Annotated in this window: 10 protein-coding genes; 3 read left to right on the top strand and 7 right to left on the bottom strand. The window is 73.5% G+C overall.

The genetic code is table 11. The annotated features are described in order from the left end of the window. Positions 1 to 5: 5 nt before the first annotated feature. Positions 6 to 1,334 (bottom strand): decaprenylphosphoryl-beta-D-ribose oxidase, encoded by a 1,329-nt coding sequence (gene dprE1 / locus ABD946_RS40425; RefSeq protein WP_345290709.1) that lies wholly within the window; start codon positions 1,332 to 1,334, stop codon positions 6 to 8. 310 nt (positions 1,335 to 1,644) lie between these two features. On the opposite strand from dprE1, the gene ABD946_RS40430 reads away from it, so the two are divergent. From ABD946_RS40430 to ABD946_RS40440, 3 genes are all read left to right on the top strand, one after another. Next, the gene (locus ABD946_RS40430) at positions 1,645 to 1,845 is read left to right on the top strand and encodes a hypothetical protein (protein ID WP_345290710.1); all 201 of its coding nucleotides are present in this window, start codon (positions 1,645 to 1,647) and stop codon (positions 1,843 to 1,845) included. After that, the gene (locus tag ABD946_RS40435; protein WP_345290711.1) at positions 1,838 to 2,830 is read left to right on the top strand and encodes a decaprenyl-phosphate phosphoribosyltransferase; all 993 of its coding nucleotides are present in this window, start codon (positions 1,838 to 1,840) and stop codon (positions 2,828 to 2,830) included. Before ABD946_RS40430 ends, ABD946_RS40435 begins: the two co-directional genes overlap by 8 nt. A 172-nt stretch (positions 2,831 to 3,002) precedes the next feature. Continuing rightward, complete coding sequence (locus tag ABD946_RS40440; RefSeq protein WP_345290712.1) at positions 3,003 to 4,796, top strand: arabinofuranosyltransferase AftB family protein; 1,794 nt, start codon at positions 3,003 to 3,005, stop codon at positions 4,794 to 4,796. A 48-nt stretch (positions 4,797 to 4,844) separates the two neighbouring features. Here the strand turns inward: ABD946_RS40440 and ABD946_RS40445 are convergent, their stop codons facing one another. The 6 genes from ABD946_RS40445 to ABD946_RS40470 form a co-directional block, all read right to left on the bottom strand. After that, positions 4,845 to 5,351: a carboxymuconolactone decarboxylase family protein gene (locus ABD946_RS40445; RefSeq protein WP_345290713.1), complete on the bottom strand. Its 507-nt coding sequence runs from the start codon at positions 5,349 to 5,351 to the stop codon at positions 4,845 to 4,847. Between the two features lie 71 nt (positions 5,352 to 5,422). Further along, a complete protein-coding gene (locus ABD946_RS40450; RefSeq protein ID WP_345290714.1) occupies positions 5,423 to 6,283 on the bottom strand; it encodes an SDR family NAD(P)-dependent oxidoreductase in 861 nt (286 codons plus the stop codon). Continuing rightward, positions 6,280 to 7,200, bottom strand: a complete 921-nt coding sequence (locus tag ABD946_RS40455) for a hypothetical protein (protein ID WP_345290715.1) — start codon at positions 7,198 to 7,200, stop codon at positions 6,280 to 6,282. Before ABD946_RS40455 ends, ABD946_RS40450 begins: the two co-directional genes overlap by 4 nt. Before the next feature lies 1 nt (position 7,201). Next, a complete protein-coding gene (locus ABD946_RS40460; RefSeq protein WP_345290720.1) occupies positions 7,202 to 8,239 on the bottom strand; it encodes a 3-oxoacyl-ACP synthase III family protein in 1,038 nt (345 codons plus the stop codon). Beyond that, positions 8,236 to 9,327 (bottom strand): ACP S-malonyltransferase, encoded by a 1,092-nt coding sequence (locus tag ABD946_RS40465; RefSeq protein ID WP_345290716.1) that lies wholly within the window; start codon positions 9,325 to 9,327, stop codon positions 8,236 to 8,238. The genes ABD946_RS40460 and ABD946_RS40465 overlap by 4 nt, the downstream gene beginning before the upstream one ends. Next, positions 9,324 to 10,293, bottom strand: a 970-nt coding sequence (locus tag ABD946_RS40470) for a beta-ketoacyl-[acyl-carrier-protein] synthase family protein (protein ID WP_345290717.1), incomplete at its 5' end; no start/stop codon positions are given. The genes ABD946_RS40465 and ABD946_RS40470, both read right to left, overlap by 4 nt.

A 10,293-nucleotide genomic window follows, 5' to 3' on the forward strand; every position in this document is an offset into this window, starting at 1 on the left:
GCGGTTCACAGGGCCAGCCGACGGGCGAGGTCGGAGGTGAAGACGCCGTTCGGGTCGAGCGCACGGCGCAGGCTCCGGAAGTCGTCCAGCCGGGGGTACATGGCCCGCAGGGTCGCGGGCCTGAGGCGGGAGTCCTTGGCCAGGTAGACCCGGCCTCCGGCCTCCGCCACCCAGCTGTCGAGCTCGTCGAGCAGCGCGTTCAGCCCGGGCGTGCGGGTGGGGAGGTCGAGGGCGAGCGTCCAGCCGGGCACCGGGAACGACAGCCACCCCGGTCCGGCCGGACCGAAGCGCTTGAGGACGGCCAGGAAGGTGGGGCAGCTCGCGCGGCTGATCCGCTCCACGATCCTGCGCAGCGTCTCCTCCTGGCCGTCCGCCACCACGAACTGGTACTGGAGGAAGCCGGCCGGTCCGTAGATGCGGTTCCAGTCGGGCAGGCCGTCCAAGGGGTGGAAGAAGGTGGAGATGGTCTGGAGCTCGTCCCTGCGGAAGCGCGGGGCCTTGCGGTACCAGAGCTGGTTGAACGCCCGCACCGTGCTGGGGCGCAACAGACCGCCGGGCAGGTGCGGGGCCCCGGGCAGGGAGGACGGACGGAACAGCAGCGGGTCACGCCGGGCCGCCGGCGGCAGTGCCTCGGCCGGTGCGTGGTCGCCGCGGGTGATCACCGCCCGCCCCATCGCCGAGCCCCTGGCCAGCAGGTCGATCCAGGCCACGGAGTAGCGGTAGTGGTGGTCGCCGGACTTCAGACGGTCCATCAGGACGTCCAGATGGCCGACCCGTTCGGTGTCGACGGTCATCAGGGAGGACCGCACGGGCAGCAGCCGGAGGGTGACCGAGGTGATCACGCCGGTCAGGCCCATCCCGCCGGCGGTGGCGGCGAAGAGCTCCGACCCGGGGAGCACGGTGCTGAGGGCGCCGTCGGCGGTGACCAGGTCGAACTCGGTGACGTGGTTGGTGAACCCACCGCTGACGTGGTGGTTCTTGCCGTGCACGTCGGCGGCCACCGCCCCGCCCAGCGTGACCATCCGGGTCCCGGGCGTGACGGGCGGGAACCAGCCGAACGGCAGTACCGCGCGCATCAGTTGATGGAGGCTCAGGCCGGCGTCCGCGGTGATGAGGCCGTTCGGTACGTCGAAGGAGCGGATCGCCGCGCAGGCGGTCATGTCGAGGACCGACCCGCCGGCGTTCTGCGCGGCGTCGCCGTAGGCGCGGCCGAGACCGCGGGCCAGGATCCCCCGGGGGCCTGCCGCCGACACGGCGGCCCGGATCTGCTCGACGCGGCCCGGGATGACCACCCGTGCGGGTGAGGGCGCGGTGCGTCCCCAGCCGGACAGCAAGGCGGTCGGGGCCTCCTCGGACTGGCGAGGCCGGGGGGGTGGTGGCGGGGCCGACTGCTCCAGGAGTGGGGAATGCAAAGGAGTCGGCGTAGTGCCTGGGGAGCGTGACATGGCTCCTACGCTAGCGTCGCTGACTGCTGACGAGGCGAAGCGAGAATGCCTTCCGACCGAATGGCGTAGCGACTGGAAAAGTCGCTACTCATCATATTTTCCTGATCTCCATTCTCTCGCCGGAGGACGGGTCGCGGCGCTTTCCCTGAATTCCTGAACGCTCTGGACAACGAATCGTGTGTCGGAAGGTAATGTGCTGATGGCGGACAAGTCGGTGGAGCGGGGATACGACGCCCGTCCGTTCCACACGGTCTTCGTGGCGACCGGTGGGGAGCCGGTGGTGAGGGCGGCCCGCGGACCCTCCTGGTGCGGCGAGCACGTCACGGCGGGGGTGGTGCTCGGGGCGGCCGTCGGCGGACTCGGCCGCCGCTGGACCGCGGAGGGGGTGACCCGTGGCTGACCGGACCGTGGCCGTCGGCGACCTGGTGCCCAACCCGTCGCCCAGGGTGCCCCGCCCCGCAGGCGCTCAGCCCGTGGCGGCCGGGCGGACAGCGGCCTCCGTGGCGGTCGGACTGCTCCGGACCGTGCGGCCGCGCCAGTGGGCGAAGAACCTCCTGGTCCTGGCGGCGCCGGCCGCGGCTGGCCAGCTCACCGCGTCGGGGAACCCGTCCCGGCTCCTCCTGGTCTTCGTCCTGTTCACGGCGGCGGCGGGCGCGGTCTACCTGCTGAACGACGCGCTCGACGTCGAGGCGGACCGGGCGCACCCGGCGAAGTGCCGCCGTCCGATCGCCGCCGGGACCGTTCCGGTGGCGCTGGCGTTCGCCGCCGCCGCCGTGCTCGCGTGCACCGCACTGGTGGGCTCGTACCTGGCGCTGAACGCCATGGCCACGGCGGCGGTCGCCGCCTACCTGGTGGTCCAGGCCGTCTACTGCACCACCTTCAAGCACCTCCTGGTGGTCGACCTCGTGGTGGTCTCCTCCGGGTTCCTGGTGCGGGCGCTGGTCGGCGGACTGGCGATCGGGGTGCCGATCTCCGGGTGGTTCCTGATCACGACGAGCTTCGGCGCCCTGTTCGTGGTGTCGGCCAAGCGGTACTCCGAGCTCAAGCTGATGGCGGACCGGGCCGGTGCCACCCGGGAGCTGCTGGCCGACTACTCGGTCGGTTACCTGCGCTTCGTCTGGCAGCTGGCGGCCGGCGCCACCATGCTGAGCTACTGCCTCTGGGCGACCGGGTACCCGGCCGCCACCGCGGTGACCCATCCGGCCGTGCTGCCGTGGCGGGAGCTCTCCATCGCCCCGTTCCTGATCGGCGTCCTGCGGTACGGGGTGTTCGCCGACCACGGCACCGCCGGTGCCCCGGAGGACGTCATCCTCCGCGACCGGCCGCTGCTGATCACCGCGCTGGTCTGGACCGCGGTGTACGGGTGCGCCGTCCACGGTCGCTGAAAAATCGGACGACATTCCTTATGTCAAATTCGCCGGGAGCCGGGGCGGCGCGTCGACATCCGTGCCCTTCCGGTGGCGCTCGTAGAATCCTGCACCGAGAGCCCCCGGAGGTGAATTCCGGAAAGTCGGCTCCTGGCGGCCACGTGCCTTTCACTATTCTTTGGAGCCTTCGGTGACCATCATCTCCGATAGCCGGTCGAATACGGATCAGCTGAGCAGACCGGAGAGCCCGCCCGAGGAGCCGGGGGGACGGTGGCGGACCACCCGGCTCACGGAGGCGGCCGCCGTCGTCCTTCCGTGCGCGCTGCTCGCGGTCGGCGCCTACCGGCACCGTTGGATGGCCGACGACGGACTGATCGTCACCCGGACGGTGCGTCAGCTCATGGCGGGCAACGGGCCGGTGTTCAACGTCGGCGAACGGGCCGAGACCAACACCTCGACGCTCTGGACCTACCTGCTCGCGGCGCTGCGGTACGTGCTGCCGGTCGACCTGGGCCTGCTGGCGGTGTGGACGGGTCTGGTCTGCACCGTCCTCGGCCTGCTCGGCGCGCTGCTCGGGGCGCGGCGGCTGATCGGGACCGCCCCGGCCGGCTCCTTCGCCCTGCCGGCCGGCGCGCTGATCGTCGCCGTGCTGCCGCCGTTCTGGGACTTCGCCACCTCGGCGCTGGAGAGCGGACTGGTCTTCGGCTGGCTCGGCCTCTGCTGGTACGCGCTGACCCGGGTGCCCACCGGTGGGCGGAGGGCCGAGGCGCTCGCGTACGTCGTCACCGGGCTCGGCTGGCTGGTGCGGCCGGACCTGCTGCTGATCAGCGTGGTCTGGATGTCCTGGCTGATCTGGCGCGGCAGGCCGTCCTGGCCCCGGCTGACGCTGCTCCTGGCGCTCGCCTGGGCCGTCCCGCTGGCCTACCAGGTGTTCCGGATGGGCTACTACGGGCTGCTGTCGCCGCTGCCGGCGGTGGCCAAGGAGGCCGGCTCGGCCGACGTCCCGCGCGGCCTGGCCTACCTCCAGGACTTCGCCGACACCTACTACCTCTGGCTGCCGGTGCTGCTGACCCGGCTGCTGGCGATGGTCGCGCCGAAGGGCGAGCGGGTCCGCGAGGGCGGCGGCGAGGGGGCCCTGCGGTGGATGACGCTGGCCGGCGGCGTGTTGATGACCATCTACGTGGTCCGGGTCGGCGGCGACTTCATGCACGCGCGGATGCTGCTGCCGGCGCTCTTCACCCTGCTGCTGCCCACCATGCTGGTGCACGTCCGCCGGGCCGGCCTGGTGCTGGCCGGCGGACTGGCCGCCTGGGCCGCGACCTGCCTGGTGGCCCTGCGGGTGGACGCGATGTGGAACACCTGGGGCGTGTCCAACGAGCGGGCCTGGACCCAGAAGTACACGGGCAGCGCCCACCCCGACACCACCGCAGTCCACATCAAGGACCAGGCCGGCTTCGGGGAGACCTTCCGGCTCGCCCCGACGGACGCGGCGCCGAGCCTGCAGCTCTGGTTCCCGGACGCCGCCGGCGGCCAGTACCGGGTGCCGGTCAAGCTCGACTACCCGACACCGGTCAGGTACGCGGTGACCCAGGGCGGTCTCGGGGCGGTCGGCGCGGCGATCCCGCTGGACGCCCTGGTGATCGACCCGGCCGGGCTGGCGTATCCGCTGGGCGCGCACGCCGCGATGGGCCAGCGGGTCCGGGCCGGGCACGAGAAGCTCGTCCCGATGGAGTGGCTGGTGGCCGACTACGCGGCCGCCGACGCCGCGCTCGACAAGGTCCCCGGCCTCAACCCCGACGCCACCGCGGCGGCCCGGGCCAAGCTGGCCTGCGGCGAGCTCCAGGAGCTCCAGCAGTCGGTCCGTGCGCCGATGACCGCCTCCCGCTTCTGGGAGAACCTGACCGGGGCGTTCCAGCGGACGGTGCTCCGCTACGACGGCCAGCACCCGAACGCCCCGGCGCCGGGGTGCACGCCGCTGTCCTGACCGAGCGTCACGGAGCGGGGCCCGGACCACTGGTGGTCCGGGCCCCGCTCAGTGCTCCGGCCGTACCCGGAGGGTGCGGAGGGTGAAGGCGAGCATCGTGTACTGGCCGATGAGCATGACGAGTTCGATCAGCTGCCGGTCGTCGTAGAGCTCCCGCAGTCCGTCCCAGGTCGGGTCGGTGAGCTCACCCCGGTCGTGGAGTTCGTCCGCGGCACGGAGGACCAGGAGGTCCTCGGGGGCCCAGTCCCAGTCCGTCAGGCGGGAAGCGACCGCCGCGACGGCGCCCTCGGGCAGTCCGGCGGCGAGGGCCACCGGTACGTGGTGGCCCCACTCGTAGGTGCAGGACCGCAGGTGCGCGGTGCGCAGGACCGCCAGTTCCCGGGCCCGGGCCGGCAGGGTGCCGGCCAGCAGCAGGGTGCCCGCGAATCCCACCCACTGCCGGAACAGTTCGGGGTGCCGGGCCAGGACGGTGAAGACCGTCAGTGGTTCGTCGGCCGGACCGGGCAGGGTGATCGGCAGGGTCGCGGCCACCTCCGCCCAGACGGCGCGGGACACCGGGGGGATGCGGGGCGGTTGCCCGCCGGGGGCGGACGGGTGCACGGGCGGTCTCCTGTTCCGACGGGGTGTCAACGGTGGAGCGGGGCCGGGTGCCCACGGTACCGGCGGGCCCGTGCCTCCCGGAGCACCGCTGCCGCGGGCGGGGCGTACCGGGTCAGGCACCAGGCCGCGCGGGACACGGCGGAGCCGGTGACGACCGCCCGGTTGCGGTCCACCGCCCGGAGGATCCGCCGGGCGATGGTGTCGGCGTCGGACAGCGGCGTGAGGAAACGCCGGATCTCCTCGCGGGAGTTGTCCGAGAAGCCGGTCGCCGGGAGTCCGGGGTTGGTCCGGTCGAGGAACGGGGTGTCCACGAAGCCGGGGCAGGCCACGGTGGCCCGGACCCCGTGGGGGGCCGCCTCGGCGCGCAGGGCGAGGGTCAGGGAGACGACGGCGGCCTTGGCCGCGGCGTAGGGAGCGAGTAGCGGGGGGTGGATGAGCCCGGCCAGGGAGGACATGTTGACGATGTGTCCGTGCCCCTGACGCACCATCAGGGGGTAGCAGGCGGCCACTCCGTGGACCACGCCCTTGAGATTGGTCTCGATCGAGCGGTTCCAGTGGTCGATGCCGAGCTCCTGGAAGCTGCCGGTGACGGGGACGCCGGCGTTGTTGACCATCAGGTCGATCCGGCCGTGCTCGTCGGCCGTCCGGTCGCAGATCCCGGCGAGGGCCGCCGCGTCGGCCACGTCCGCGGTCGCGGTGGCGACCCGGCCCCGGCCCCGGGCGTGCAGCAGGCCGGCGGCGGTCTCCAGGCGTTCCCGGCTGCGGCCCACCAGGACCACGGTGCCGCCCCGGTCGGTGAGCCGGGTGGCCAGGGCGAGCCCGATGCCGGAGCTTCCGCCGGTGATGACGGCGACCGTCCGGTCGGCGGGGGAGGGGTGAGCGGTCATCGTGGTCCTTGTCCGGGGTGGATCGGGGCGGCCGGGCGATAGGCCGTACAGGCGGCCGAGGGGCCGGCCCCGACGGCGAGGAACAGCAGGGTGGACGGCCGTCCGGCCGCGGTGGCCTCCAGGTAGTCGGCGATCAGTGAGGCGGTGTGCGCGGCCGGCGCGGGGAGGGAGGACGGTGTGCGGCGCGGGGTCGGGAGGCCGAGGCGTCGTACCACCGCCTCCGCCAGGCCGGGGGTGGTGCGCGAGACCAGCAGCCGGGTCCGGCGGAGGTCGAGGTCGTGCCGGGCGGCGTAGGAGCGGGCGAGCAGGGCGGCCTGCTCGGCCAGCCGGTCGGTGGCGTCCGGGGCGGCCCGGAGGACGACCTCGTGCCGTGCGCGCCCGTGCGCCGGCGCCAGCTCGCTGTAGCCCTCGACGACCGGCGGGCCGGCGGCCGGCGGAGTGGCGGTGACCGGACCGAAACCCGCCCGGGGGTCCTCGCCCCGGGTGAGCAGCAGGGCCGCGCCGGTGGCGTCGTACGGGAACGTGACGGGCCTCTCGTCCGCCCCCGAGGGGTGGGCGTCGGCGGCGGTGACCAGGACGTTGCGGGCCTGACCGGCCGTCAGGAAGGCCTGCGCGACCTGGACGGCGTTGACCAGGCCGCAGGCTCCGTTGAGCAGGTCGAAGGAGAGCGTCGGCGCGGTGGCAGCGTCGCGGGCGTAGTCGGGGTTGATGCCCAGGTCGCTCTGGACCAGGGCGGCCACGGCCGGTTCGATCAGGTTCTCGTCCCGGTAGACGCCGACGTTGACCACCAGGTCGACCTCGGTCCGGCCGACACCGGCCCGGTCGAGGCAGGCCTGGGCGGCGATCCGGGCGTGGTCGACGGCGGACCGGACGGTCGGGTCGGTGCTGACGGCTGCCGAGCGGATCAGGGCGCCCACCTCAGACCACCACCGCGGCGCCGGTCGCGCCGGCGAGGCCGGCCCGCACCGCTGCCGGGGAGACGGTGACCGAGACGACGCCCATGACCACGCCGGAGGCGGAGACCACGACGAGGTACTTGGCCGGGCCGGTTCCGGCGCGGCCGCGCAGGTGGTCGTGGAGCGTCACGAACAGGGAGGTGGAGGCTGTGTTGCCGTAGCGGTCCAGGACCGTCAGCATCGGTGGCATCGGGCCGAGTTCGCGTTCGCCCGCCTGTCTGACCCGTTCGACGAAGCCGGAGCTGACCTGATGCGGGATCAGGAAGTCGAACCGCTCGTCATCGAAGGCGAGCCCGAGCCGGTCGAGGAGGTTGCGGTACAGGGCGGGCCACTGGCCGACCACGTCGTTGCCGTGCAGCTCCGCGCTGTCGGTGTGCATGGTCATCCCCGGCGCCAGGTCACTGGGCCTGGCCGTGCAGAGCCGGGCGAACCGGGCGCTGGTCATCAGCTGGGCGTAGTGGACGCGGTCGGGGGCGCCGGGCTCGGCGAGGTCCATCACCACGGCCGCCCCGGCGTCGCCGACGGTCAGTGAGGCCAGCCTGGGGTCGCGGAGCCCGGTGATCTCGCGCTGGGCGGTCTCGGCCACGGTCGTGGCGCACTCCCCGCTGACCACCAGACCGTTGCGCACCTGGCCCGACCGGATCAGGTGGTCGAGCACCGACACGCCGGTCATCATTCCGGCACAGGCGTTGGAGACGTCGAAGTACAGCGCCCGTACCGCCCCGATCTCCCGGCAGACCTCCAGGGCGAGGGCGGGCTCCCACTGCATCCGCTCACCGCGGTAGCGGGTGATGGAGGCGGAGATCACCACGTCGAGGTCCTCGGCCCGGTGGCGCGAGGAGGCCAGGCAGTCCAGAGCGGCCCGCACGGCCAGGGCGAGCGAATCCTCGCCGGTCCCCGGCCGCCGGTCGCGAACCCGGCGTTCGGCGATGCCGGTCAGGGCCGCGAGGTCCAACGGGAGGGGACGGGCGAGGGCGCCGACGATATGGGCGCTGCTCACCGCGGTCGGCGGGAGGTAGGTGCCGATGGACTCGAAACGTGTGTACACAGGGCTGTGCCTTCCGAGGGGATCGGCGTGCTGCGGCGCGGGGCCGGCGACGGCGGCCCGGCTGACGCGAGGTCAGCCACCGTCAGGCCATGGGCGGCGAGTGCCTCGCCGGCCTGGGCGCTGGTCCCGCCGGCACGTACCGGTACCACTGCGACGGCGTCGCGGACGACGGACCTGGCGAGCGGGGTCAGGACGGAGCGGGGGGCGGCCTCGAGGAAGACGCGGACCCCGGAGCCGTACAGTCGCGCGACCGCCGTGCCGAACGGTACGGGGTGGACGAGGTGGTGGACCACGGCGTCGCGGAACTCCTCGGCACCGTGGTGGGTGCGGCCTCGCAGGGGTGAGTGCACCGGGAAGCGAGGACGGTGGAACGGGATCCGATTCGCGCTGCGGCGGACCGCAGTGGCGACCGGGGCGAGCAGGGGGTGGTGGAAGAGCATCCGGGTCGGCAGCAGCGCGTGGGTGATGCGACGGAGTCCGGCCAACTCGGCGAAGGCGGTGACGCTGTCCAGTGGTCCGGAGAACACGGTCTGGGCAGGACCGTTGGAGCAGGCCGTCACCACCTCCGGAAGAGGGAGTCCGGCCAGCAGGGAGAGTGCCTCTTCGACCGGAAGCCTGAGGGCCAGGAGTGCGCCGGGCGGTGTTCCGTGTGCGGTCCGCGCCCGGTCGCAGGCGAGCAGCAGGGCGGTCGCGTCCGCCGCGGTGATGACTCCGGCGGCCGCTATGGCGGTGAGTTCGCCGAGGCTGTGACCCATCAGCACCTGCGGCCGGAGGCGGTGCTCGTCCTCCAGGAGGCGGAACACCGCGAGGTTCTGCGCCAGTGCGGCCAGTTGGAGCAGGAGTTCGTGGTCGGGAGGTCCGTCCCCGGCCGGGGACAGGAGCAGGTCGGAGACGGGGCGGCCAGGGAGGTCATCGGGCAGGGCCGCGTCGATCTCGCCCAGCGTGGCCCGGACGGCGGGGCGGTCGCGCAGTCCGCGCAACGAGCCCGCGACGCAGGAGCCGACACCGGGAAAGAGGACGGCGGTGCGGGGGGCCGTCATGGACGGGTCCGTCCACCGCCCGTACCGGATGCGGAGAGTGCGACGACCACGTTGTGGCCGCCGAAGCCGAGGGAGTTGTTGAGGGCGGCCAGCGGACCGTCGGGCAGCCTCGCCGGGGTGTGGCGCACCAGCCCGAGTTCGAGGGCTTCCGGCCCGTCGTCGGTGTTGGCCACCGGCGGGACGAGTCGGTGGTGGAGCGACAGTGCGGTGATGACGGTCTCGACCGCTCCGGCCCCGCCCAGCAGGTGACCGGTACCGGACTTGGTGGCGCTCACGGCAATCCGGCCGGTGCGTGCGCCGAGCAGGTGACGGATGGCGCGGGCCTCGGCCTCGTCGCCCTGCGGGGTCGAGGTGGCGTGTGCGTTGATCAGGTCGAGGTCGGTGGGATCCAGGCGGGCGTCGAGCAGGGCCAGCCTCATCGCCTCCAGCAGCCCGGAGCCGTCGGCGGGCGGCCGGGCGATGTGGTGGCTGTCGGACGAGACGCCGCCGCCGATGACCTCGCAGTAGACGCGGGCTCCGCGGGAGCGGGCGGCCTCGGCGTCCTCCAGGACGACGATGCCCGCGCCCTCGCCGAGGACGAAGCCGTCCCGGTCCTTGGCGAACGGCCGGGAGGCGAGCCGGGGTTCGTCGTTGCGGCGGGAGAGGGCGTTCATCGCGGCGAAGGAGGCGATGGTCAGGGCGTTGAGGTTGGCGTCGGTCCCGCCGGCCAGTACGACCTTGGCCCGCCCGGAGCGGATGGCCTCCAGTCCGAGCAGTACGGCCTCGGCGCCGCTCGCGCAGGCGCTCACCGGAGTGTGCACCCCGGCTCGGGCCCCGACGGCGAGGCCGACCTGGGCGGCCGCGCTGTTGCCCAGGAACATCGGGACGGCGTACGGGGAGACCGCCTCGGGCCCCTTCGTCCGCAGGGTGTCGTAGGTGTCGAGCATCGTGCCCTGTGACCCCAGGGCCGAGCCGACGACGACCGCC

Origin of the sequence: Kitasatospora albolonga (assembly GCF_039535905.1) — a bacterium.
In the GTDB taxonomy this organism is placed as follows: domain Bacteria; phylum Actinomycetota; class Actinomycetes; order Streptomycetales; family Streptomycetaceae; genus Kitasatospora; species Kitasatospora albolonga.